A 21,593-nucleotide genomic window follows, 5' to 3' on the forward strand; every position below is an offset into this window, starting at 1 on the left:
TGACGCACGGTTCGACGCGCCCGGTCCGACGCGCCCGCGGTGGCGCCAGGCCCAGGGGCGTTGCCGGGATCACACAGGGGTGCTGCGTTCGGTGCCGGCGCGGTTGACCCCCCTCCTCCATCGCGCCAAGGCTCTCGCCCCCGACCACAGGCCTCCGGGAAAGCCGGGTCTTCGCGCCCGCCCTTTGCCGGCTCTCGGCTGGAGGAGAGACCATGCAGACGCGCCGCGTTCTCGCCGCATCCGCCCTCGCGGCGGCCCTGACCGTATCGACCGGACCGGCCTTCGCCGGAAACCCGTTCGACAGCGGGCCGATCGCCGACTTCATGAACATCTTCAAGGAGCAGGCGATCCCGCGCGAGACCGTTGCCTGGAAGGGCGCGGAGAAGCCCGGCACCATCGTGGTCTCCACCAGCCAGCGCCGGCTCTACTACGTGCTCGGCGGCGGCCAGGCCGTGCGCTACGGCGTCGGCGTCGGCCGCCAGGGCTTCTCCTGGTCCGGCGAGAAGCGCGTCACCATGAAGAAGGAATGGCCGGATTGGCGTCCGCCGTCGCAGATGCTGGCGCGCCGCCCCGACCTGCCGCGCTTCATGGCCGGCGGCCAGGACAACCCGCTGGGCGCCCGCGCGCTCTATCTGGGCTCGTCGCTCTATCGCATCCACGGCTCGAACGAGCCCGAGACCATGGGCGCCGCGGTCTCGTCGGGCTGCATCCGCATGACCAACAAGGACGTGGTCGACCTCTACGACCGCGCCAAGGTCGGGACCAGGGTCGTCGTCCGCAACTGAGGCGCCTGCCCGGCGCCTCCCCGCGATCTCCATTCCGCCTCCAGTCGGCCCTCACTGGATTCTGACGTGAGGACGGGATGATCTTCGGGGTGGATATCGGCCTGATCGCGGGCCTGTTCGCGGTTGCGGTCGCGGCCGGCTGCGTCGACGCGATCGCGGGCGGCGGCGGCCTCCTGACCCTGCCGGCCCTGCTGCTCTCCGGACTCGATCCCGTCTCGGCGATCGCCACGAACAAGCTCCAGGGCAGCGCCGGTGCGGTCTCCTCGACCCTCGCCTTCGCCCGCCGCCGCCTGATCCACTGGCCCGACGCCTGGAAGATCGCGGTGAGCGCCGGCTGCGCCTCGGTGGCGGGGGCGCTCTGCGTCAGCCTGCTGCCGCGCGCCGTCCTCGACGCCGCGGTGCCGATCCTCCTCGTGGCCATCGCGATCTACTTCGCGACCGCCAAGCGCATGAGCAACGAGGACGCCACCGCGCGGATTTCCCCGAACTGGTTTGCCCTGACCTGGGCGCCGGCGGTGGGCTTCTACGACGGCGTCTTCGGCCCCGGCGCCGGCGCCTTTTACATGATCGGCTTCGTGACCCTGCTGGGGCTCGGCGTGGTGAAGGGCACCGCCCACACCAAGCTCGCCAACGCCGCGAGCAATCTCGGCAGCCTCGCGCTGTTCGCCCTGGGCGGCCACGTGGTCTGGGCGATCGGCCTGATGATGGCGGTGGGCGCCTTCATCGGCGCGCAGATCGGCTCCCGCCTGGCGATCCGCATGGGCGCCCGGCTGATCCGCCCGCTTCTCGTGACGATCGCGTGCCTGATGGCGCTGCGCCTCCTCTCCGACCCGGCCAACCCGCTGCGTCGGACCGTGATGGGGCTGTTCGGGGGCTGACCGCCGCCCCGACCGCATCGCCCGCGATGCAAGAGCGCCGACCCCGCGTGGTATCCGCCTTCGATTCCAGCCGGGCAGGTTCATCCGGCCCGTCGCGCGAAGGGCCGGGTCGAAGCGCTAGCGCGGCATGAAGGCCCAGTAGTCGAGATCGAGGATCACCGACGGTTCGTAGGCGTCGCCGACCTTGTCGGGGTGGTTGCCGCAGGGCTGGTTCTTGGTGGCCACCGTGCGCAGGCGGAGCGCCCCGATATCGGTGCGGCCGGGGAGCTCTGCGGTCTCCAGCACCTCGCTCCAGGCATAGACCGTGTCGCCGGCGAAGAGCGGGGCGACGTGGCGGCCGGCATTGATGCCCGCCAGCGCGAAGGCGTTGCCGAGGCCGTTGAAGCTCAGGGCCCGGGCCAGGGAGATCACGACGCCGCCGTAGATCAGGCGCCGGCCGAAGCGGGTGTCCTTCGCGGCGTAGCCGTCGAAATGCACCTTGGCGGTGTTCTGGTAAAGGCGCGTGGCGATCTGGTGCTCGGCCTCCTCGACGGTCATGCCGTCGACGTGGTCGATCTTCTCGCCGACCACGTAGTCGCCGAAACGGTGGGGCGAACCGGCGAGTTCGTCATCGTAGGCGCCCGGGTTCAGGGGCGGCAGGGCGCCGGCGAGGTCGGCCGGGTCCACCACCTTGGCGAAGGTCGGCACGTGCTCCTGGGTGATCTGGGCGTCGGGGTCGCGCTTCTTCACGAGCACCCAGCGGCAGTAGCTCAGCACGGTCTCGCCGTTGGCGTCCGAGCCGGTGGAGCGCACGTAGACCACGCCGGTCTGGCGGTTCGAGCTCTCCTTCAGGCCGATGACTTCCGACACGGTCGAGAGGGTCTCGCCCGGATAGACCGGCCGGCGGAAGCCGCCCTCGGCGTAGCCGAGATTGGCCAGCGCGTTGAGGGAGATGTCCGGCACGGTCTTGCCGAAGACCACGTGGAAGGTCAGCAGGTCGTCGAGGGGGCTCTGCGGGTAGCCGATGGCGCGCGCGAAGGCGTCCGAGGACTGCACGGCGAAGCGCGGGCCGTAGAGGGCGGTGTAGAGCGCCACGTCGCCGAGGGTGACCGTGCGCGGCGTGGCGTGTCGGATGGTCTCCCCGAGGCGATAATCCTCGAAGAAGCGGCCGGGATTGGTCTTCATGACGGTCTCGTCCCCAGGGCGGCGCGGTGGCGCGTTCGTTTCTTGTGTCGGGCGGGCCGTCGTTGCGTCCCGCCCCTCGAAAACCCGTCCGGTCAGCGGGTGTAGACGTAGGTCTGCGTCGGCACGAATTCGTGGAGGAGCCGGCTGGCGAACAGCAGCAGCAGCACGAGCACGATCGGCGAAAGATCGACGCCGCCGAGGTTGGGCAGAATGTTGCGGATCGGGCGCAGCACCGGTTCGGTGAGGCGGTAGAGCACCTCGCCGATCTGCGACACGATCGGGTTGCGGACATTCACCACGTTGAACGCCACGAGCCAACTCAGGACGGCGCTGGCGATCAGGACGTAGATGTAGAGCTGCACGACGGTGTCGAAGAGCCAGATGAAGGCGTTCATGCGCGGAAACGATGTCCTCGTGGCCCGCGCCCGCGGGACGCATCACGCGCACGCAAAGCTGCAGGATTTCTGGAATTGACAGGTCGGCGTGTGCGAGCCTAAAAGGCCGCCACCCCGGAACGGGGCTGTAGCTCAGATGGGAGAGCGCCGCAATCGCACTGCGGAGGTCAGCGGTTCGATCCCGCTCAGCTCCACCAGGTTTCCCCAAGGGGACGGCCGGTGGTTTTCACGACACGCGAAACGACCTGATGCCGAGCCCGCTCCGGGCCGGATTCAGCCATCCTTCAGCGGATCGTGTCCCCAGTTCATCAGCGACAGGCGCCAGGGGGAATCCTCCACCGCGTCGGCGTCCTTCGGACCGCCCTGCTTCAGGTGACGGTGCACGTAGCCGACGACCTTGGCCATGTGGGCGTAGTCGTCGTCGGTGAGGTCGGTCTTCTTGGTGCGCAGGAGCTCGACGATATGCCGCCCCTCGCGGTGGCCGGTCGCCTCGCCGCCGTCCTTCTTCTGGCCGACCGACTGGCTCTCGTCGGTCTTCAGGAAGGCATCGAGCTTGGCCGCCGTCATGTTCACGGCCTCGTGGAACGCCTTGTAGGTTTCGGCGTGGTCGTCGCCCTTGTCTGCCATGCGGTTCGCTCCCGGAATGATCGGGCGGGAAACCGGGGCGAAACCCGCGGGGTTCCGGCCCCGCGACGGCGCGTCCGCTGAGCCGCGCCGACGCGATCAACCGGGCCGCGCCGACGCGATCAACCGGGCCGCGCCGACGCGATCAACCGGGCCGCGCCGACGCGATCAACCGGGCCGCGCCTACGCGATCAACCAAGCCACGCCCATCACGCCGGCCAGGAATATCCCGTACGTCACCAGGACGGCGACGATCTCACGGTGCTGGATGACGATGTTTTCTGAGGCGGACAGCATGGCGGTATGGCCGGGAGTGGAACGAGAACCTTCATCTCACGCCCAGCCTTAGAATTCGATGATCAGAACTGCGGGTACGACGAGGAAATTGCCGATGTCTCCCGCCGGCCACAGCCGCGTGCAGGCCCCCTTCAGGCCGGACGGTCGGCGGGCTGGTCGAACAGGAAGTCGTCGACGGCCGGGATGGTGACCGCGAGGCCGGCGCCCGCGCCGTAGCTCGCCTTCGAGAGGCGCCAGGGCGACTCGGTCCGGGCGCGGATCGCCTCGGACGGGCGCAGGCGCCGGGGCGTGCCGTCGGCCCCGATCTCCTCGATCAGCACGAAGCCGTAGACCTGGAGCCGGGCCGCGATCAGCTTGGTCTCGCGGTCGCCCGCCGCCACGGACAGGCTGCCCGTGGCATAGACCGAATCCATCAGGGCGCGCTGCTCGCTGCGCCGGGCCGCGAGGCCGCCGTGGGGCGCCGGCGTCGCCGCCGATGCCTGGGGACGGAGGGCGCGTCGGAAGGGGACCACATTGTCCATCGTCGCCGGAACGCTGCCCATACGCCACTGTCCTCACGCTGCACTCGAAGGGCCGGGCGAACAGCCCGGCACATCCCCTGATTTCGACGGTTCGGCTTAACGGGCAGCTAACGTTACCGGCCGGCGGCGTCCCGTTTCCGGGCCGAGGCCCTGCCGTGCGGCCGCGCTTGTGGATCGCCCGGCGGAATGGTCTACCGGGCCGGCAGGTCCGGCCGGAGAGGAACGCGCGGCATGGCATCCATCTTCGAGGCCCACAGCTTCGCGATGATCGCGCATGCGGGGCAGATCGATAAGGGCGGGCAACCCTACATCCGCCACCTGGAGCGGGTTGCCAACGCGGCGGTCGGCCGGGCGGGGCACGCGAAATCGGTGGACCGCCTCGCCGTCGAGCCGATGGAGGTGATGCAGGCCGCGATCCTGCACGACGTCCTCGAGGACACCCCGACCATGCCGATCGCCCTGCGGGCCGAGGGCTTCTCCGAGGCGGTGGTCGCCATGGTGGTGATGCTGACGAAGCCGGCGGAACCGGTGCCCTACGACGCGCGCATCGCGGCGCTCATCGCCAAGGACCATCTCGGGGCGATGCTGATCAAGATGTCCGACACGGAGGACAATCTCAGCCCCGACCGGACGCTGGCCGACGGCGAGGCCCGGCGAGCACGCTACGCGGAGGCGTTCGCCTGTCTGAAGGCCGCCGCCGCGGCGCTCGGCTACACCGGCCCGTAACCGCCATGTGAAAAGCCCCGCAGCGGGGCTGCGGAGCTCGCGACGTACAGGGCTCTCGGGAACCCCGCACGCTCACATTGGCTGCTGTAAGCTTACTTGCTATCCGAAGCTTATTTGCCGCTGGGGGCTGCGCCGCTGCCGGTCACGCCGTTGCCGCCGGTGCTGCCGCCGGGGGCGCCGACCGTCGCGGTGCTCGGGCCGCCGGACGTACCAGCGGGTGCCATGGTCGAACCCGTGGTGGCGGGCGCGCCCATCCGGTCCATCGACTTCTCGCTGTTGCTCTTCACGCTGCCCGGATTGTTCATGTTGCGCTCGGTACCGGTCGTGGTCTGCGCGAAGGCAGTGCCGGTGAGGGCCAGGGCAATCGAGCCGGCGAAGGCCAGGGTCTTGATAGACATGCTGCGGTGTCTCCCAGTTGTCATTCTCTGGTCAACCAACGCGAGTCCACGATAAATTGTTCAATTTCTTTCTCGATGCGATGCCCGCCGATGCCTGATCCTGTGACACCGCCGATCTCGCGGACGCTCGACTGTCGAGCTGATAGGCGGCGCCTTCGGTTTCGGACCGTTCAGACGGCCACGACTGCGGGAGCCGGCCCCGGCCGGCCCCCGCCTGTCGCTCAGGTGTCGCTCTCGGCCCGGTCGGTGTTCTGCTCGGCCTCGTCGTAGGTGTAGCCTTCGAGCCAGTCCGCGCTGTTCTGCGAGCCGGCCGGATAGGGGTTGGCGGAATCCGGCTGGCCGGCTTGCTTGGCCGCCTTGCCCTCTTCCATCACCGTCTTGGATACCACTGCCATGTCGCGCGCTCCCGTATGGACCTCTGCCTTACGGTAGGGCGACGCAGGCCGACGGGGACCCTTTGGTCGGCAAAAACCCGCCGCGGCCGGGGCCGGGCGGGTTTTCGTGGCGCGGGCGGGGAGGCGCCACCCGGGCCGCGCCGTTCAGGCGAGCTTCGTGGTGAAGCGGGCGGTGGTCTTCGACCGGACCTCGTCCTCGGTGACGCCCTCGGCGAGCTCGACCAGGGCCATGCCCCCGTCGCCCTTCTTGTCGATGGTGAAGACGCCGAGATCGGTGATGACCATGTCGACCACGTGGGTGCCGGTGAGCGGCAGGTCGCAGGCCTGGAGCAGCTTCGGGCTCTCCGAGCCGTCCTTGCCCTTGGCGGTGTGCTCCATCACCACCACCACCTTCTTGACGCCGGCCACGAGGTCCATGGCGCCGCCCATGCCCTTCACCATCTTGCCCGGGATCATCCAGTTGGCGAGGTCGCCGTTCTCGGCCACCTGCATGGCGCCCAGGATCGACAGGTTGATGTGCCCGCCCCGGATCATCCCGAAGGATTCGGCCGAGGAGAAGTAGCTGGTGGTGGGCAGCGCGGTGATCGTCTGCTTGCCGGCATTGATCAGGTCGGCGTCCTCCTCGCCCTCGTAGGGGAAGGGGCCCATGCCGAGCATGCCGTTCTCGGATTGCAGCTGCACCGACATCCCGTCCGGGATGTAGTTCGACACGAGGGTGGGGATGCCGATGCCGAGGTTCACGTAGAAGCCGTCCTGCAGCTCCTTGGCGGCGCGCTCGGCCATCTGTTCGCGGGTCCAGGCCATGATGGTTCTCCTTAGCTCGGCTCTCAGACGGCGGCGGGCGGCACGGCGGGCTCGCCGCGTTTGCGGGTGGTGCGCTGCTCGATGCGCTTCTCGCGCTCCGGCACGTGGACGATACGCTTCACGAAGATGCCGGGGGTGATGATGGTGTCGGGGTCGATCTCGCCGGGCTGCACGAGGTGCTCGACCTGCGCCACGGTGATGGTGGCGGCGGTGGCCATCATCGGATTGAAGTTCCGCGCCGTCTTCCGGTAGATCAGGTTGCCCTCGGTGTCGCCCTTCCAGGCATGGACGATGGCGAGGTCCGCGAACAGGCCGCGTTCCAGCACGTAGTCCTCGCCGTCGAATGCGCGGACATCCTTGCCCTCGGCGATCAGGGTGCCGACGCCGGTCTTGGTGTAGAAGGCCGGGATGCCGGCGCCGCCGGCGCGGATGCGCTCCGCCAGGGTGCCCTGGGGATTGAACTCGATGGCGAGCTCGCCGCCGAGATACTGCCGGGCGAATTCCTTGTTCTCGCCAACATAGGACGAGATCATCTTGGCGACCTGGCGGGTTTCCAAGAGCTTGCCGAGTCCGACACCGTCGATGCCGGCATTGTTGGAGACCACGGTCAGGTTCTTCACCCCGGACGCGCGGATCGCATCGATCAGGGCGTCGGGAATCCCGCAGAGGCCGAAGCCGCCGCACATGATCATCATGCCGTCCTTCAGCACGCCGGCCAGCGCCGCCGTGGCGTCGGGATAAACCTTCTTCATGGATGCCCTCCTGTGTGGTTCTGTTCTTCGTCGGCGCGACCGTCACGCGAAAGCGGCGTCCTGCCAACCCCTTGTCGCGGTGCGGCCGTTACATTTTGCACTGCGCGGAACAGCCCGGTCCGGGTCCGCGGGCGGGTTTGACCGGACGGTGGCGCCTGCGCGGATCGCGGATGCGCGGACCGGAGAGGGTTTCGCAGGCGGGACCGGTCTACCCCTCTGCGCGGTGGATGGCGCCGGGGCGTCGCCGTGGCCCGGGGAGACAAGCCGGGCGCCGGGGACTATCAGAAGAGGGTCGCCGGTTCCTCCGCGCGTCGCGGCTGCCGGGGCCGGGCGCGCCCATCCCATCGTCGATCGCGCGGTTCGCCGTGCGTCCCACCCACCGGATGGAGGGGAATGCCCCTGCGCCGCCTCCTGTCCCTGATGAGCCTCGCGGCGTTCGTCGTCGCCCTCTCGGCCGCCTGCCTGCCCTGGTCGGTCGCGACGCCGCGCCTGCGGGGCTTCGTGGCACGGGACTTCGTGCGCGCCTACGGGCTCGCCATGACCGCGAAGGGGCCGACCGAAGTCACCCTGCTGCCGCTGCCACGCCTCGGTTTTCGCGATGTCCGCCTCGCCGCGGGCGACGTCGACGGTCCCGTCCTGGCGGAGGGCGGCGCCCTCTCCCTCCAGCTCAGCCTGCTGGCCCTGCTGACGGGGCGCCTCGAGGTGAACACCCTCGGCCTCGACGGGGCGACGGTCTACCTGCCGGCGAATGCCGACGACACCCGCTGGTCCGAGCCCGTCCGCCGCCTCGGCAGCCGGCTCGCGACGGACGGCGCCTCGCATCCCCGCCGGATCAGCCTCTCGCGCACCGTCGCCATCGGGCTCGACCCCCGGGACGGATCCCCCCAGACCGCGCGCGACCTCGACCTGACCCTGTCCTGGCCGCTCTGGAGCGCCCAGGCGGAGATTTCCGGCAGCTTCCAGTGGAGCGCCATGCCGACGCGGTTCTCCGTCTCGGGCCTGCGGGTGATCGACCTTCTGGACGGCGGCTCCACGCCCTTCGCCCTGACGGCGCACTGGGCCGCCGGGACGCTCACGGCCGAGGGCAACGGTTTCGTCCGGGCCGACGGGCTGGCCCTGACCGGGCTCGGCCAGTTCGAGACCCGGTCCCTGCCGGAAACCCTCGCCTGGGCCGGGGGCAACGTCGCCCTGTCACCCTTCGTGGCGGCGTTCGGCATGACCGGCAACTTCGAGATGAACGGTCGGGAACTCCTGCTGCCGAACGTCCGGGTCTCCTTCGGCGACAATCGCCTGGAGGGGGCGGGGGCGGTCTCCTTCGGACGGGACCGGCCGGCCGTGCAGGCGACCCTGGCGGCCGAGACCCTGAACCTCGCCCCGCTCCTGGCGGATCTGCTGAGAGCCGTCGGGGTTACTGCCGCCCCCGCCGACGCGCCCGACTGGCGCCTGCGGGCCCTGGCCCTCGCGCCCTATACCGGCGGCGACCTCGACCTGCGGATCTCGGCGGGCGCGGCCCGGTTCGGTCCGATCCTCACCGAGGACCTTGCCGCCAGCGTCCTGGTCCGGGAGGGGAACATCGAGGCCTCCCTCAGCCGCGCCTCTCTGGGGGGCGGAACCCTCAAGGGTCGCCTCGCCCTCGCCACCTCGCCCAAGGACGCGGCGGTGACCGACGCCAAGGTCCAGGGCGCCTTCGACCGGCTCGATCTCGCGGCCTTCCCGGACGTGCTGCGCCCCGAGAACTGGATGCTCGGCACGGCCCAAGGTCAGTTCCAGGCGGAGGGCTCGGGAGCCGACCTGCACGCGCTCCTGCAGCACCTCGACGGCCATGCGGGCCTCTCGGTCGACGGCGGCACCCTGATCGGGTTCGACCTGAACGAGGCGGCGCAGCGCAGCCGGATGCCGGCCCGGCGCGTCGGCCGCACGGCGTTCGAGCGCGCGACCCTGAGCCTGCGCTTCCGCGACGGGATCGGCGAGATCACCGAGGGCACGATGGAGGCCACCGTCCTGGCCGCCTCCCTGCGCGGCACCGTCTCGCTGCCGGACCGCCGCTGCGACACCTTCGCGGAGATCTCCGCCCGGGGGACGGCCTCGGAGAAGCGGTCGCCGATGCGCTTCCAGATCGCGGGTCCCTTCGGCAATCTCGACGTGCGCAGCCTCGCCCGGGATGCCGCGCCGGACCTGCGCGGCGGCGCGGTGACGCCGGCCAGCCCCCTGCGCGTGCCCGCCGCCGGGCTGGCGCTTCCGACCGGGGCCCGCGCCTACGCCCCGTAGCGGACGCCCGACTCTCCGCGTCGCCTCAGGCCACACCCCTGCGCCCGGTCAGCCACGAGGCGGCGAGCACGAGGGCGGTGACGGTGCCGACGAGCAGCGTCGAGGCCGCGTTGATCTCCGGGTTCACCCCGAGCCGGACCTGGCTGTAGAGCCGCATCGGCAGGGTCGTCGCCCCCGGGCCCGAGACGAAGCTCGCGATGACGAGGTCGTCGAGGGAAAGGGTGAAGGCCAGGAGGAAGGCCGCCGCCAGCGAGGGGGCGATCAGCGGCAGGGTGACGGTGGCAAAGACCCGGCCCGGCGCCGCGCCGAGATCGGCGGCCGCCTCCTCAAGCGACCGGTCGAGGCCGCGCAGGCGCGCCCCGACGATCACCGCCACGAAGCCGAGGCCGAGGGTCGCGTGCGCGACCACGAGGGTGAGGAGCCCGCGATCGAGGCCGAGGCCGACGAAGAGCAGCAGCAGCGACAGACCGGTGATCACCTCCGGCATCACCAGGGGCGCGTAGATCAGCCCGGTGAAGACCCGCCGGCCGGCGAAGCGCCCGCCCCGGTCGAGGGCGAGGGCCGCGAGGGTCCCGAAGGCCGTGGCCAGGGCCGCCGAGGCCAGCGCCACCACGAGGGAGACGCCGGCCGCCTCGCGCAAGGGGACGTCGGCGACGAGCACGCCGTACCAGCGGGTCGAGAACCCGCCCCAGACCGTGACCAGGGCCGAGGCGTTGAAGGAGTAGATCACCAGGATCAGGATCGGCGCGTAGAGGAAGCCGAGCCCGAGCGTTAGGGCGATGCGGTCGAGGGCCCTCACCGGCCGGCCTCTCTCGCGGTCGCCTCGTCCTCGCGGAACAGGATCAGCGGGCCGACCACCAGGACGAGCACGAGGATCGCCACCGCGGAGGCGAGGGGCCAGTCGCGGTTGGAGAAGAACTCGCTCCAGAGCACGCGCCCGAGCATCAGGGTGTCCGAGCCGCCGAGCAGGTCCGGGATGACGAACTCGCCCACCATCGGCACGAAGCAGAGCAGCGCCCCGGCGGTCAGCCCGGGGCGGGCGAGCGGCAGGGTCACGGTCCAGAACACCCGGGCGGGCCCGGCGCCGAGATCGGCCGCCGCCTCGGGCAGGCGCGGATCAGCCTTGGCCAGCACCGCGTAGAGCGGCAGCACCATGAAGGGCAGGTAGGCGTAGGTCAGTCCGATCAGCACCGCCCCTTGGGTGTTCAGGATCTCCAGGGGCCGCGCGATCAGCCCGAGCTTCATCAGCCCGGCGCTGAGCAGGCCCTCGGGCTTCAGGATCGCGATCCAGGCGTAGATGCGGATGAGGAAGCTCGTCCAGAACGGCACGATCAGGAGCGCCACGAGGCGCGGCTGCCAGCGCTCCGGCGCGCGGGCCATCGCCAGGGCGATCGGGGTGCCGATCAGGGCGAGGATCGCGGTGGCGACGGCCGCGAGAGTCAGGGAGGACAGGGCGGCGTCGCGATAGAGGGCGTCGCCCGCCAGGGTCTCGAAATTGGTGAAGTCGAGGGCTTCGAGGAAGCTGCCCCAGCCCTCGATCCCGGCGCTCCAGTCGAGCACCGGCAGGTAGGGCGGCTGCGCGGTGGCCGGCGTCGACAAGCTGATCTTCAGGGTCAGGATCACCGGCAGCAGCACGAAGGCGGCGAGCCAGAGGGCGGGCAGGACCGGGAGCCAGCGCTTCATGCGCATCCCGCCGCCGGCATCAGCCAGGCCCGCTCCGGCGGATAGGACAGGTGGACGGTGTCCCCGACGGTGGGCGCGTCGGTGTCGCTCGGCGCGTTCACCCGCCAGACCGATCCGTCGGCGAGACGGACCTGGAGGCGGATGCGATCGCCGAGATAGGTCGTCTCGACCACCTGCCCGGCGAGATCCGGCCCATCACCGGACGGGACGCGGGCCAGCGCGATGCGCTCGGGCCGCAGGGCGATGACCCCCTCCCCCGCGGCGTCGCCGCGGGCGCGCAGGGGGCCGAGGGCGGTGTCCAGGGTGGCGAGGCCGCCGGGATCGCGTTCCAGCACCCGTCCCGGGATCAGGTTCACGTCGCCGAGGAGGCCGGCGACGAAGCGGTTGGCCGGGCGCTCGTACAGGCTCGCCCCGTCGCCGATCTGCACGAGGCGGCCGCCCTCCATCACGCCGATGCGGTCGGCCAGGGCCAGGGCCTCGGCCGGGTCGTGCGTGACCACGATGAAGCCGGTGCCGAGGCGCCGCTGCAGGGCGCGCAGCTCCCCCTGCGTCTCCTCCCGCAGGGCGCGGTCGAGGGCGCCGAGCGGCTCGTCGAGGAGGAGCACCTGCGGGGACCGCGCAAGTGCCCGGGCCAGGGCCACCCGCTGACGCTGGCCGCCCGACAGGGTGTCGGGCCGGCGCGGGCCGAATCCGTCGAGGCGCACGAGGCGCAGGAGCTCGTCCACCCGCGCCGCCCGCGCCGCGCGCCCGAGGCCGCTGAGCCCGTAGGCGATGTTGGCGGCCACGCTCAGGTGCGGGAACAGGGCGTAGGACTGGAACATCATGTTGACCGGCCGGCGGTGCGGCGGGTCGGCCGTGATGTCGGTGCCGCCGAGGCGGATCGTGCCGGTGGTCGGGGTCTCGAACCCGGCGATCAGGCGCAGCAGCGTGCTCTTGCCGCAGCCCGAGGGGCCGAGCAGGCAGACGAACTCGCCGGGCTGCAGGGTCAGGTCGAGGTCGGCCAGGGCCGCGTGGGCGCCGAAGCGCTTGCCGAGGCCGGCGCAGCTCAGCAGGCCGGCCGGACCGGGCGCGTGCGTCGACGCCATCGCGGGTGCCGAACCCTCAGCTGTCCTCGCGCAGCGCTTCGGCGACGCGGGCCTCGAGGAGGTCGGGCCGGCGGATCACCAGGGCGCCGCGCGTCCGGTCGATCAGGCCGTCGGCGGCCATGACGGTGAATTCCCGCGTCACCTGCTCGCGGCGGCAGCCGATGCGGGCGGCGAGCACGTGATGATAGGGCGGCGGCGTCACCACCCGCTCGCCGTCGCCGCCGGAACGGGGGACGGAGAGGCGCAGCAGCTCGGCGTAGAGCCGGTGCCGCAGGTCGAGGAGCGCGTGCTCCATCAGGCGGGTGTTCAGTTCGCGCACGCGCTTGGCCAGCAGGCGGAACAGCCGGTCGGCGATGGCCTCGGAGGCGAAGATGATCTGCCGGAACACCGGGGCGGGCACGACGCAGACCTCGCCGCGGGTCAGCGCCGTCACGTTGGCCGAGCGGCCGATGCCGTCGAGGGCCGCGAGCTCGCCGAAGAAGGCGCCGCCGCGCATCTCGCCGAGAATCACTTCCTTGCCCGATTGCGAGCGGTTGAGGATGCGCACCTCGCCGGAGGCCAGGAAATAGACGTCGGTGGAGACGTCGTCGTAATCGACCAGCACTTCGTTCTCGTCGAAGCGGCGCCAGTGGCAGCGCGTCTCGTAGACCGACAGCTCGATTCCCGGCTCCTTGAAGAACGGGATGGTCGTCAGCCGTCCTGTGGTCACGCGTCCTGCCCCCTGGGTTATTCGTCTTAAGATCGATACGCCGTGCAATTCCTGGGTCAAGCTGTCCCGCACTTCCCGCCTGCCGATAGGCGTGGATGCGAGCTTCGCGCCAACTGCGCGGGCCGGCGCGGCGCGCACCGCACCGGCCGCTTGCCAGTGAGGCCCCGACCCCGCAAAAGCGCGCCATGCTCCGCGTCAACGACCTCACCTACCGCATCGGCGAGCGCCTGATCCTCGACGGCGCCACCTTCGTCATCCCGGACCGCGCCCGCGTCGGCCTCGTCGGCCGCAACGGCGCCGGCAAGACCACCCTGTTCAAGGCGATCCTCGGCGAGTTGCCCACCGAGGGCGGCACGGTGTCGATGCCCAAGGGCATGCGCATCGGCGCGGTGGCGCAGGAGGCGCCGGCCGGCCCCGAGACCCTGCACGCCGTGGTGCTGGCCGCCGACACCGAGCGCGCCCGCCTGATGGCCGAAGCCGAGCACGCCGACGGCCTGCGCCGCGCCGAGATCGAGACCCGGCTGGTGGACATCGAGGCGCACTCCGCGCCGGCCCGCGCGGCGGCCATCCTGCACGGCCTCGGCTTCGACGCGGAGGCGCAAGGCCGCCCCTGCTCCGACTTCTCCGGCGGCTGGCGCATGCGCGTGGCCCTCGCCGCGGTGCTGTTCTCCGAGCCCGACCTCCTGCTGCTCGACGAGCCGACCAACTACCTCGACATCGAGGGTACGATCTGGCTCTACGACTACCTGGAGCGCTATCCGCGCACGGCCGTGATCATCAGCCACGACCGTGACCTCCTCGACGAGTGCGTCGACCACATCCTGCACCTCGACCGGGGCAAGCTCAGCATCTACCGGGGCGGCTACACCAGCTTCGCCCGTCAGGTGGCCGAGAAGCGCGTGCTCCAGGCCAAGGCGAAGCAGAAGCAGGACGCGGAGCGGGCGCATCTCCAGAGCTTCGTCGACCGCTTCAAGGCCAAGGCCACCAAGGCCCGCCAGGCCCAGTCCCGCGTCAAGCGCCTCGCCAAGATGGAGATTATCGCCTCGGTGATCGAGGACGACGTGCCGGCCTTCCGCCTGCCGAGCCCGGAGCGGCCGCTCTCGCCGCCCATCGTCGCCATGGAGCGGGTGCAGGCGGGCTATCCCGACCGGATCGTGCTCTCGGGCCTCAACCTCAGCCTCGCCCCCGACGACCGGGTCGCCCTGCTCGGCGCCAACGGCAACGGCAAGTCGACCTTCTGCAAGCTCATCGGTGGGCGCCTGCCACCCCTCAGCGGCGAGCTGCGGCGCTCCTCGAAGATGGAGGTCGCCTACTTCGCCCAGCACCAGCTCGACGAGTTGCGCCCGGCCGAGAGCGCCTACGCCCATGTCCGGGACCTGATGCCGGACGTTCCCGAATCGAAGGCCCGCGCGGCGGCGGCCCGCCTGGGCTTCTCGGGCACCAAGTCGGAGACGCCGGTCTCCCAGCTCTCCGGCGGCGAGAAGGCGCGCCTGCTGATGGGGCTCGCGGCCTTCCGCGGCCCGCACCTCCTGATCCTCGACGAGCCGACGAACCACCTCGACATCGAGAGCCGCCAGGCCCTGGTGGAGGCGATCAACGACTTCGAGGGCGCCGTCATCCTCGTCAGCCACGACCGCTTCCTGGTGGAGGCCTGCGCCGACCGGCTCTGGCTCGTCTCGAACGGCAGCGTGAAGGCCTTCGACGGCGACATGGACGATTACCGCCGCTACGTCCTCGCCGGGCCGGAGCGCGAGGCCGAGAAGGGCGCGGCGGAGTCCACCGGCGGCGCCAAGGCCGTGGAGCGCCGCTCCAACGCCGATCGTCGCGTCGCCCTCGCCCCCCTGCGCAAGAAGCTCGAGGGCGTCGAGGTGCGGATGAAGAAGCTCACCGACGCCATGGCCAAGATCGACGCGGCCCTCGCCGACGGCACCGCCTTCCAGGCCAACCCGGCCAAGGCCGGCGAACTCGCCAAGATGCGCGCCGACGCCGCCGCCGCCCTGGAGACGGCCGAGGAGGAGTGGCTGGAACTCAGCGGCGAGATCGAGGGCGCGACGGCCTGACGCCGGAACCGGCCGTCGGCTGCGCGCAGAGGCCGGACGCGGCCTTCGTCCCCTTGTGGAGAGGCGTTGGAGGTGGGGGTGGCTCCGCTGGCCTCCCCCGCCTGAGGGTCACCCAACCACCCCCACACCTGACCTCTCCCCACAGGGGGGAGAGGAACGCGCCCTGTCCTGGGGCGTCGTTTGCTGGAGAGGCACGACCCAGACCTCCTCCCACAAGGAGGAGAGGAACGCGCCGTGCCCTCGGGCGTCGTTTGCGCGAAATCCACGACGCGGCCCTCCTCCCCCTTGTGGGGAGGAGTTGGAGGTGGGGGTGGTTGGGCGACCCTCGACTTGCGGCGTCTGGCGGAACCACCCCTACGCCTCACCTCTCCCCACAAGGGGGAGAGGAACGCGCCCTGTCCTGGGGCGTCGTTTGCGTGGAGAGGCACGACGCAGACCTCCTCCCCCCAAGGGAAGCGAGACGCGCCCTGATCTCGATAGGGCCAGCACCGACCGCAAAGCCGCTCGGAAACATCCAAACCGCCGGGGCGTTTCCGACCGCGCAACCCGAGGGACCCCGACGATGCCTGATGCCCCCCGCCGCCGGCTCGGGCCCTTACTGGCGCTGCTTCCGTTCGGTGCCGCCGGGGCCTGGATCGCCTATAGCCGCCTCGGCATCGACCATCGTCGCCGGATGCCGCCCGCCCTCCCCGGCCGGCAGGAATGCCTGGGCAGCGATGCGGGCGGGCTGTCGTTCTACGCCGATGGGCCGGCCGAGGGCGTGCCGCTCCTGCTGATCCATTCCGTGAACGCGGCGGCCAACGCCTACGAGGTCCGGCCGCTCTATCGCTATTACGCGAGGACGCGCCCGGTCTACGCCCTCGACCTGCCGGGCTTCGGCTTCTCCGAGCGCAGCGACCGGATCTACACGCCGGAACTCATGACGGACGCGATCCACGCCATGGTGGCGGAGATCCGCCACCGGCACGGGGGCGGCGCCATCGACGCGATGGCACTCTCCCTCTCGGCCGAGTTCCTGGCCCGGGCGGCCCTGGCGCGCCCCGACGATTACCGCAGCCTGGGGCTGATCAGCCCGACCGGTTTCGACAAGCGCTACGAGCGCCGCAATCCGTCCGGCAGCGACACGGCCCGGGCGGTGGCGGCCTATCCGCTCTGGGGCCGGGCGCTGTTCGACCTCCTCGTCAGCCGCCCGAGCATGCGGTTCTTTCTCGAGAAGACCTGGGGCTCGCGCAGCATCGACGAGGGCCTGCTCGAATACGACCAGGTCTCGGCCCACCAGCCCGGCGCCGAATTCGCGCCCTTCTCGTTCCTGGCCGGGCACCTCTTCGCCACCGAGACGGGCCGGGTCTATCCCCGCCTCGACCGGCCGGTCTGGATGATCCACGGCACCCGGGGCGATTTCGTCGACTACCGCCACGCCGACCGCTTCCGCGGCGATCCGAACTGGACCCTTGACGTAGTGGAGACGGGCGCCTTCCCGCATTTCGAGCGCCTGGGCGCGGTCACCGCCCGCTACGACGCCTTCCTGGCGCGCCACGCGCGCTGAGAGCTCTGCCTGGCGCGCCAAGCGCACCGAGAATCCTGCCTAGAGCGGCTTGGGCGGTTGAGGCCCTGGTCGGTCGCGCCGCGCCGGGTTAGTCGAGGGGCACGCCCGCTCGATAAAAACCCGGAGCCCCGATGTCCGACCTCACCCTCGCCGCCGCGCAGACCATCGTTGCCACCGCCCTGGAGACCGCCCGCGCCCACAAGCTGAAGCCCCTGGCGGTGGTGGTCTACGACGCGCGCGGCGCCCTCAAGGCGATGGGCGCCGAGGACGGGACTTCCCTGCGCCGCGCCGAAGTGGCCATGGGCAAGGCCAATGGCTGCCTCGCCCTCGGCCTCGGCGGCCGGGCGATCCACAAGCGCGCCGAGGAGCAGGCCTACTTCGTCGCCGCCGTCAGCCACCTCGTCGGCCCGGCCGCCCTGGTGCCCGTGCCGGGCGGCGTCCTGATCCGCCGGGGCGAGGCCGTGATCGGCGCCGTCGGCATCTCGGGCGACACCTCCGACAACGACGAGCTCTGCGCGCTGGCCGGCATCGAGGCGGCGGGGCTCACCGCGCAGACCGGCGCCTGAACCGATGCCGCGCCCGCATCGGCGGCACTGGCTCGTCGGCGGTGCGGCGCTCCTGGCCGCCGGCGGCGTCGGCCGGGCCTCGGCCGCGCCGGCCGAGCTCTACCGGCGCGGCAACGATGCGGACCCGGAGACCCTGGACCCGCACAAATCCTCGACGGTGGCCGAGGCGCATATCCTGCGCGACCTCTACGAAGGCCTGCTCACCTACGACAATCACGGCGCGATCATCCCGGGTGCGGCCACCGCCTGGACGCTGTCCGAGGATCGCCTAACCTACGACTTCACCCTGCGCCCGGACGGGCGCTGGTCGAACGGCGATCCGGTCCGCGCCGGGGATTTCGTCTTCGCCCTCCGGCGCATCCTCGCCCCCGCCACCGCGGCCAAATACGCCGAGGTCCTGTTCCCCCTGAAGAACGCCCGGGCGGTGAACCAGGGGACGGCGCCCCTCGAAACCCTCGGGGTCGCGGCGCCCGAGGACTGGCGCGTCGTGCTGACCCTGGAGCAGCCGACGCCGTACCTGCTCGAACTCCTGACGCACCAGACCGCGCTGCCGGTGCATCCGCCCTCGGTCGCCCGCCACGGCGACGCCTTCGCGCGGGCCGGCAACAGCGTGACCAACGGCCCCTACCGCTTGGCGGACGTGGTGCCGAACGATCGCATCACCCTGGAGCGCAACCCGTATTTCCATGCGGCGGCCGAGGTGGCGATCCCGCAGGTGGCCTTCCTGCCGACGCCGGACCTGTCCAGCGCGGTCCGGCGCTACGCGGCCGGCGAGATCGATTCGCTGGCCGACCTGCCCGGCGACCAGATCGCGTCCCTGAAGGCCCGCTTCGGCTCCGAAGTGGTGCTCGGCCCCTCGCTCGGCCTCTACGCGCTCGCGGTGAACACCCGCAAGGCGCCCTTCGACGACGTCCGGGTCCGGCGCGCCCTCTCCCTCCTCATTGACCGCGAGTTCCTGGCCCAGAAACTCTGGGGCGAGACCATGGACCCGGCCTACTCGCTCTGCCCGCCGGGCCTCGACCATTACCGCACGCCGCCCGAGACCGAAGGACGCGAGGCCCTGCCGATCGACCGCGAGGACGAGGCCCGGGCCCTGCTGGCGGCGGCCGGATTCGGCGTTGGCCGGCCCCTGCGGCTCGAATATCGCTTCAACACCAGCGACAACAACCGCAACACCGCGCTGGCCATCGCCGACATGTGGCGCGGCATCGGGATCGAGACCCGCTTCGTCTACACCGACGCCAAGACCCACTTCGCCTACCTGCGCGACGGCGGCGACTTCGACGTGGCCCGCATGTCCTGGATCGCCGACTATTCCGACCCGCAGAACTTCCTGTTCCTGCTGGAGACGGGCAATGACGGCCTCAACCCCGGCCATTACAGCAACCCGGCCTACGACGCCCTGATGCGGCGGGCGGCGGCCGAGCGCGACATCGCCCGGCGGGCAGACCTCCTCTTCGCGGCCGAGACGATCGTGGTCACCGAGCTGCCCTGGATCCCGGTGATGCACACCCGCTCGAAGGCCCTGATCGCGCCGCGCCTTTCGGGCTACCACCCGAACCTGCGCAACGCCGCCCCGACCCGGTTCCTGAGGCTGACGGCGTGATCGGCTTCGTCCTGCGCCGCCTGCTCCAGGCGATCCCGACCCTGTTCGCCGTGGTCACCGCGAGCTTCTTCCTGATCCGGCTCGCCCCGGGAGGGCCCTTCGACCTGGAGCGGCCCCTGCCGCCGGCCGCCATGGCCAACCTCGCCCGGGTCTATGGCCTCGACCAGCCGCTCGTCGTGCAGTACGGGCGCTACCTCGGCGCCCTGCTCACCGGCGATTTCGGGCCGTCCTTCTCGTTTCGCGACCTCAGCGTCGGCGACCTGTTCGCCCGCGGCCTGCCGGTCTCGATGACGCTCGGCGCCCTCGCCCTGGCGCTGGCCCTGGTCGTCGGCATCGGCATCGGCGCGCTGGCGGCCTTCCGCCGGGGCAGCGCCGTCGACCGGCTCGTCGGCCTCGGCGCCGGCCTGACGCTGGCGGTGCCCACCTTCGTGGTGGCGCCCCTGCTGCAGATCGTCTTCGGCCTGAGCCTGCGCTGGCTGCCCGTGGGCAGCTGGGAGAACGGCGCGCCGGCCAACCTCGTGCTCCCCGTCATCACCCTGGCCCTGCCCCAGATCGGGGCGCTGGCCCGGCTCACCCGCGCCGCCCTGACGGAGGTGCTGGCCGCGCAGCCGGTCCGCACCCAGCGCGCCATGGGCCTGCCGCCCCACCGCATCGCCCGCCACGCCCTGCGCGGCGCCCTGCTGCCCGTGGTGGCGATCCTCGGGCCGACGGCGGCCTCCCTGCTCACCGGCTCGGTGGTGGTCGAGACCATCTTCGGCCTGCCCGGCATCGGCCGCTACTTCGTCGACGGGGCGCTCAACCGCGACTACACCCTGGTGATGGGCACCGTGGTGCTGGTGGCCCTCTTCGTCATCCTCCTGAACCTCGTGGCCGACCTCCTCTCCGGCCTCCTCGACCCGCGCCTGCGGGCGGCCCGGTGAGGCGCGTCCTCGGGCGCCTCGCCCGCAACCGGGGCGCCCTGGCGGCCCTCGCCGTGCTGGCCCTGGTCGCCCTCGCCTGCCTCGCGGGTCCCCCCCTCACCGGCCACGATCCCGGGCGGATCTATCCCGACCTCGTGCGCACCCCGCCCTCCCTCCAGGCCCATCCGCGGCCCGAGGCGATCGCGCCGGCTGTGGAGCGCCTCGCCTTCCGGATGCGGGTGACGGCCGAGGACATCCGGGTCGAGGACGGAATCCTGCACGTCACCCTGTCGGCACCGGGCCCGATCAACGAGCGGGTCCTGAGCTACCTGCCCCGCTCGGACCTGTTCGGTCCGGTCACGATCCTGATGCGGGCGGAGGACGGCCGGCGCCTGAGGGTCGCGGCGCCGGTGCGGCGGCTGGTCTTTCCCCTCGGCACCGACGTGCTCGGCCGCGACCTCCTCAGCCGCAGCCTCGTGGCCGGCCGGGTGTCGCTGCTGATCGGCCTCGTCGCCACCGGCGTCGCGCTCCTGATCGGCGTCACCTACGGGGCGGTGGCGGGCTATGCCGGCGGCCGGGTCGACGCGGTGATGATGCGCCTGGTCGACGTGCTCTACGCCCTGCCCTTCGTGTTCTTCGTCATCATGCTGCTGGTGTTCTTCCGGGCCGGGCTCGGGCTGATCCTGATCGCCATCGGCGCGGTGGAGTGGCTCGACATGGCCCGGATCACCCGGGCGCAGACCCTGTCCCTGCGCCACCGCGACTTCGTCCGCGCGGCCGAGGCGCTGGGCCTCTCCGCCGCCGCGATCCTGCGGCGCCACATCGTGCCGAACACCCTCGGGCCGGTGACGGTGGCGGCGACCCTGCTGGTGCCGCGGGTGATCCTGCTGGAGAGCTTCCTCTCCTTCCTGGGCCTCGGCGTACAGGAACCGTCGACGAGCTGGGGCGCCCTCATCGCCGAGGGATCGCGGGCGATCGAGTCCGCGCCCTGGATGCTCGCCGCCCCCGCCGGGTTCCTCGTGGCCACCCTGGTGGCGCTGAACCTGCTCGGCGACGGCCTCGCCGAGGCCCTCGACCCGCGCCTCAGCGGGGACCGGTGAGCCCGGGATAGACGACCCGGACGACCCGCCGCGCCTCCGGGATCTCCGAGACCGGCCGGCCCTTGGCGTCCCGCGCCGGCTCCGTCTCCGGGGGCACGGCATCGCTCGGTCTGAGCCGCCAGGGATCGAGCCCGTGCGCGGTGGCGCCGCGTCCCGCCTCGGCGGCGGCGGCGGGTTGAAGTCCGAGGGTGATGAGGGCGAGGACCAGGGCGGAAGAAACGCGGAACGGGAAGGCAGGCATCGGCAGGGCGTCCGGGAGAACACGCCGAGTTCAGCCCAGATCACTTAACCTTTGCGCGAAGCTTGGCGGAACCGCCGGGCGTCGCGCAGGA

General features: G+C 71.4%; 23 protein-coding genes and 1 tRNA gene. 11 read left to right on the plus strand and 13 right to left on the minus strand.

The window, feature by feature from the left end:
* Window positions 1-212 precede the first annotated feature (212 nt).
* Both AC1MGR_RS18850 and AC1MGR_RS18855 read left to right on the plus strand, forming a co-directional pair.
* Window positions 213-785 carry a L,D-transpeptidase gene (locus AC1MGR_RS18850; protein WP_108034334.1) on the plus strand — a complete coding sequence of 191 codons (573 nt, stop codon included), beginning with the start codon at window positions 213-215 and terminating at the stop codon, window positions 783-785.
* 77 nt (window positions 786-862) lie between these two features.
* The gene (locus tag AC1MGR_RS18855; RefSeq protein WP_108034333.1) at window positions 863-1,663 is read left to right on the plus strand and encodes a TSUP family transporter; all 801 of its coding nucleotides are present in this window, start codon (window positions 863-865) and stop codon (window positions 1,661-1,663) included.
* A gap of 117 nt (window positions 1,664-1,780) precedes the next feature.
* Here AC1MGR_RS18855 and AC1MGR_RS18860 read toward each other — a convergent pair whose 3' ends face one another.
* On the minus strand, window positions 1,781-2,827 hold the full coding sequence (locus tag AC1MGR_RS18860) for a MaoC family dehydratase (protein ID WP_480232546.1): 1,047 nt from the start codon (window positions 2,825-2,827) through the stop codon (window positions 1,781-1,783).
* 92 nt (window positions 2,828-2,919) lie between these two features.
* Window positions 2,920-3,222, minus strand: a complete 303-nt coding sequence (locus AC1MGR_RS18865) for a YggT family protein (RefSeq protein ID WP_056474884.1) — start codon at window positions 3,220-3,222, stop codon at window positions 2,920-2,922.
* A 121-nt stretch (window positions 3,223-3,343) separates the two neighbouring features.
* Between AC1MGR_RS18865 and AC1MGR_RS18870 the strand changes: the two genes are divergently transcribed.
* Window positions 3,344-3,419 (plus strand) — tRNA-Ala (locus AC1MGR_RS18870).
* A 76-nt stretch (window positions 3,420-3,495) separates the two neighbouring features.
* On the opposite strand, the gene AC1MGR_RS18875 is transcribed toward AC1MGR_RS18870, so the two are convergent.
* Together AC1MGR_RS18875 and AC1MGR_RS18880 are read right to left on the minus strand one after the other, a co-directional pair.
* A complete protein-coding gene (locus tag AC1MGR_RS18875; protein ID WP_480232547.1) occupies window positions 3,496-3,849 on the minus strand; it encodes a DUF3140 domain-containing protein in 354 nt (117 codons plus the stop codon).
* A 425-nt stretch (window positions 3,850-4,274) separates the two neighbouring features.
* Window positions 4,275-4,685 carry a hypothetical protein gene (locus AC1MGR_RS18880; RefSeq protein WP_480232548.1) on the minus strand — a complete coding sequence of 137 codons (411 nt, stop codon included), beginning with the start codon at window positions 4,683-4,685 and terminating at the stop codon, window positions 4,275-4,277.
* A gap of 210 nt (window positions 4,686-4,895) precedes the next feature.
* Here AC1MGR_RS18880 and AC1MGR_RS18885 point away from each other — a divergent pair, with 210 nt between their 5' ends.
* Window positions 4,896-5,390, plus strand: coding sequence for an HD domain-containing protein (locus AC1MGR_RS18885; protein WP_480232549.1), 495 nt, complete (start codon window positions 4,896-4,898; stop codon window positions 5,388-5,390).
* Between the two features lie 110 nt (window positions 5,391-5,500).
* Here AC1MGR_RS18885 and AC1MGR_RS18890 read toward each other — a convergent pair whose 3' ends face one another.
* The 4 genes from AC1MGR_RS18890 to AC1MGR_RS18905 form a co-directional block, all read right to left on the minus strand.
* A complete protein-coding gene (locus AC1MGR_RS18890; protein WP_108034328.1) occupies window positions 5,501-5,788 on the minus strand; it encodes a hypothetical protein in 288 nt (95 codons plus the stop codon).
* Window positions 5,789-6,009: 221 nt separating this feature from the next.
* Window positions 6,010-6,183, minus strand: coding sequence for a hypothetical protein (locus AC1MGR_RS18895; protein ID WP_181259557.1), 174 nt, complete (start codon window positions 6,181-6,183; stop codon window positions 6,010-6,012).
* Window positions 6,184-6,327: 144 nt separating this feature from the next.
* Window positions 6,328-6,987 (minus strand): 3-oxoacid CoA-transferase subunit B, encoded by a 660-nt coding sequence (locus AC1MGR_RS18900; protein ID WP_108034327.1) that lies wholly within the window; start codon window positions 6,985-6,987, stop codon window positions 6,328-6,330.
* A gap of 23 nt (window positions 6,988-7,010) precedes the next feature.
* Window positions 7,011-7,739 (minus strand): CoA transferase subunit A, encoded by a 729-nt coding sequence (locus AC1MGR_RS18905; protein WP_480232550.1) that lies wholly within the window; start codon window positions 7,737-7,739, stop codon window positions 7,011-7,013.
* Window positions 7,740-8,132: 393 nt separating this feature from the next.
* Between AC1MGR_RS18905 and AC1MGR_RS18910 the strand changes: the two genes are divergently transcribed.
* Window positions 8,133-10,007, plus strand: coding sequence for an AsmA family protein (locus AC1MGR_RS18910; RefSeq protein WP_480232551.1), 1,875 nt, complete (start codon window positions 8,133-8,135; stop codon window positions 10,005-10,007).
* 25 nt (window positions 10,008-10,032) lie between these two features.
* Here AC1MGR_RS18910 and AC1MGR_RS18915 read toward each other — a convergent pair whose 3' ends face one another.
* The 4 genes from AC1MGR_RS18915 to AC1MGR_RS18930 are packed head-to-tail and all read right to left on the minus strand — an operon-like array spanning window position 10,033 to window position 13,484.
* Window positions 10,033-10,806 (minus strand): ABC transporter permease subunit, encoded by a 774-nt coding sequence (locus AC1MGR_RS18915; RefSeq protein ID WP_480232552.1) that lies wholly within the window; start codon window positions 10,804-10,806, stop codon window positions 10,033-10,035.
* A complete protein-coding gene (locus AC1MGR_RS18920) occupies window positions 10,803-11,690 on the minus strand; it encodes an ABC transporter permease (RefSeq protein ID WP_480232553.1) in 888 nt (295 codons plus the stop codon). Before AC1MGR_RS18920 ends, AC1MGR_RS18915 begins: the two co-directional genes overlap by 4 nt.
* Window positions 11,687-12,775 (minus strand): ABC transporter ATP-binding protein, encoded by a 1,089-nt coding sequence (locus AC1MGR_RS18925; RefSeq protein WP_480232554.1) that lies wholly within the window; start codon window positions 12,773-12,775, stop codon window positions 11,687-11,689. The genes AC1MGR_RS18920 and AC1MGR_RS18925 overlap by 4 nt, the downstream gene beginning before the upstream one ends.
* Window positions 12,776-12,791: 16 nt before the next feature.
* Complete coding sequence (locus AC1MGR_RS18930) at window positions 12,792-13,484, minus strand: Crp/Fnr family transcriptional regulator (protein ID WP_108034322.1); 693 nt, start codon at window positions 13,482-13,484, stop codon at window positions 12,792-12,794.
* Between the two features lie 185 nt (window positions 13,485-13,669).
* On the opposite strand from AC1MGR_RS18930, the gene AC1MGR_RS18935 reads away from it, so the two are divergent.
* The 6 genes from AC1MGR_RS18935 to AC1MGR_RS18960 all read left to right on the plus strand — a co-directional run bounded on the left by AC1MGR_RS18935 (window position 13,670) and on the right by AC1MGR_RS18960 (window position 21,261).
* A complete protein-coding gene (locus tag AC1MGR_RS18935; protein ID WP_480232555.1) occupies window positions 13,670-15,544 on the plus strand; it encodes an ABC-F family ATP-binding cassette domain-containing protein in 1,875 nt (624 codons plus the stop codon).
* A gap of 562 nt (window positions 15,545-16,106) precedes the next feature.
* Window positions 16,107-17,090: an alpha/beta fold hydrolase gene (locus AC1MGR_RS18940; protein WP_480232556.1), complete on the plus strand. Its 984-nt coding sequence runs from the start codon at window positions 16,107-16,109 to the stop codon at window positions 17,088-17,090.
* Between the two features lie 131 nt (window positions 17,091-17,221).
* On the plus strand, window positions 17,222-17,656 hold the full coding sequence (locus AC1MGR_RS18945; RefSeq protein ID WP_055952868.1) for a GlcG/HbpS family heme-binding protein: 435 nt from the start codon (window positions 17,222-17,224) through the stop codon (window positions 17,654-17,656).
* 4 nt (window positions 17,657-17,660) lie between these two features.
* Window positions 17,661-19,262: a peptide ABC transporter substrate-binding protein gene (locus tag AC1MGR_RS18950; RefSeq protein ID WP_480232557.1), complete on the plus strand. Its 1,602-nt coding sequence runs from the start codon at window positions 17,661-17,663 to the stop codon at window positions 19,260-19,262.
* The gene (locus AC1MGR_RS18955) at window positions 19,259-20,182 is read left to right on the plus strand and encodes an ABC transporter permease (protein WP_480232558.1); all 924 of its coding nucleotides are present in this window, start codon (window positions 19,259-19,261) and stop codon (window positions 20,180-20,182) included. The genes AC1MGR_RS18950 and AC1MGR_RS18955 overlap by 4 nt, the downstream gene beginning before the upstream one ends.
* Window positions 20,179-21,261, plus strand: coding sequence for an ABC transporter permease (locus AC1MGR_RS18960; RefSeq protein WP_480232559.1), 1,083 nt, complete (start codon window positions 20,179-20,181; stop codon window positions 21,259-21,261). The genes AC1MGR_RS18955 and AC1MGR_RS18960 overlap by 4 nt, the downstream gene beginning before the upstream one ends.
* On the opposite strand, the gene AC1MGR_RS18965 is transcribed toward AC1MGR_RS18960, so the two are convergent.
* Window positions 21,245-21,502, minus strand: a complete 258-nt coding sequence (locus tag AC1MGR_RS18965; protein WP_480232560.1) for a hypothetical protein — start codon at window positions 21,500-21,502, stop codon at window positions 21,245-21,247. The genes AC1MGR_RS18960 and AC1MGR_RS18965 overlap by 17 nt on opposite strands.
* Window positions 21,503-21,593 lie beyond the last annotated feature (91 nt).

The sequence above is a fragment of the Methylobacterium sp. BI1 genome (assembly GCF_056680125.1).

Coding starts and splice junctions, on each gene's coding strand:
- AC1MGR_RS18850 (WP_108034334.1), top strand. CDS start 213: ATGCAGACGCGCCGCGTTCTCGCCGCATCCGCCCTCGCGGCGGCCCTG.
- AC1MGR_RS18855 (WP_108034333.1), top strand. CDS start 863: ATGATCTTCGGGGTGGATATCGGCCTGATCGCGGGCCTGTTCGCGGTT.
- AC1MGR_RS18860 (WP_480232546.1), bottom strand. CDS start 2,827: ATGAAGACCAATCCCGGCCGCTTCTTCGAGGATTATCGCCTCGGGGAG.
- AC1MGR_RS18865 (WP_056474884.1), bottom strand. CDS start 3,222: ATGAACGCCTTCATCTGGCTCTTCGACACCGTCGTGCAGCTCTACATC.
- AC1MGR_RS18875 (WP_480232547.1), bottom strand. CDS start 3,849: ATGGCAGACAAGGGCGACGACCACGCCGAAACCTACAAGGCGTTCCAC.
- AC1MGR_RS18880 (WP_480232548.1), bottom strand. CDS start 4,685: ATGGGCAGCGTTCCGGCGACGATGGACAATGTGGTCCCCTTCCGACGC.
- AC1MGR_RS18885 (WP_480232549.1), top strand. CDS start 4,896: ATGGCATCCATCTTCGAGGCCCACAGCTTCGCGATGATCGCGCATGCG.
- AC1MGR_RS18890 (WP_108034328.1), bottom strand. CDS start 5,788: ATGTCTATCAAGACCCTGGCCTTCGCCGGCTCGATTGCCCTGGCCCTC.
- AC1MGR_RS18895 (WP_181259557.1), bottom strand. CDS start 6,183: ATGGCAGTGGTATCCAAGACGGTGATGGAAGAGGGCAAGGCGGCCAAG.
- AC1MGR_RS18900 (WP_108034327.1), bottom strand. CDS start 6,987: ATGGCCTGGACCCGCGAACAGATGGCCGAGCGCGCCGCCAAGGAGCTG.
- AC1MGR_RS18905 (WP_480232550.1), bottom strand. CDS start 7,739: ATGAAGAAGGTTTATCCCGACGCCACGGCGGCGCTGGCCGGCGTGCTG.
- AC1MGR_RS18910 (WP_480232551.1), top strand. CDS start 8,133: ATGCCCCTGCGCCGCCTCCTGTCCCTGATGAGCCTCGCGGCGTTCGTC.
- AC1MGR_RS18920 (WP_480232553.1), bottom strand. CDS start 11,690: ATGAAGCGCTGGCTCCCGGTCCTGCCCGCCCTCTGGCTCGCCGCCTTC.
- AC1MGR_RS18925 (WP_480232554.1), bottom strand. CDS start 12,775: ATGGCGTCGACGCACGCGCCCGGTCCGGCCGGCCTGCTGAGCTGCGCC.
- AC1MGR_RS18935 (WP_480232555.1), top strand. CDS start 13,670: ATGCTCCGCGTCAACGACCTCACCTACCGCATCGGCGAGCGCCTGATC.
- AC1MGR_RS18940 (WP_480232556.1), top strand. CDS start 16,107: ATGCCTGATGCCCCCCGCCGCCGGCTCGGGCCCTTACTGGCGCTGCTT.
- AC1MGR_RS18945 (WP_055952868.1), top strand. CDS start 17,222: ATGTCCGACCTCACCCTCGCCGCCGCGCAGACCATCGTTGCCACCGCC.
- AC1MGR_RS18950 (WP_480232557.1), top strand. CDS start 17,661: ATGCCGCGCCCGCATCGGCGGCACTGGCTCGTCGGCGGTGCGGCGCTC.
- AC1MGR_RS18965 (WP_480232560.1), bottom strand. CDS start 21,502: ATGCCTGCCTTCCCGTTCCGCGTTTCTTCCGCCCTGGTCCTCGCCCTC.